At 49.7% G+C, this 326-nt stretch carries 1 pseudogene; it reads left to right on the top strand.

Annotation, left to right across the window (positions count from 1 at the left end):
* Positions 1–326 (top strand): annotated as a pseudogene (locus ACVC08_RS00605) (hypothetical protein); the annotation flags it as partial.

Below are 326 nucleotides of genomic sequence, written 5' to 3' on the forward strand. Positions count from 1 at the left end.
ACCTTTACCGTCGATGGCACAGTAACCAGCGGAAACACAGCAAACACGGACCCAAGCGGAACAGTAACGATCACCGATAACGACAATGCGCCAACAGTAACAATAGCTGACGCAACAGTCAACGAAGGCGCTGGCACAGTAACCGTTCCAGTAAGCATAGATACCGTAAGTTCAACAGACGTTGTAGTAGATATTGTCACGACAACAGGCACAGCCGGGACAAGCGATTACACCGTAACGACAACAACCGTGACCATTCCAGCAGGAAGCACGAGTGTCGATGTAGTGATTCCAATCACGGATGATGCCATAGATGAAGCCGATGA

The organism is Pontimicrobium sp. MEBiC06410, assembly GCF_053601615.1.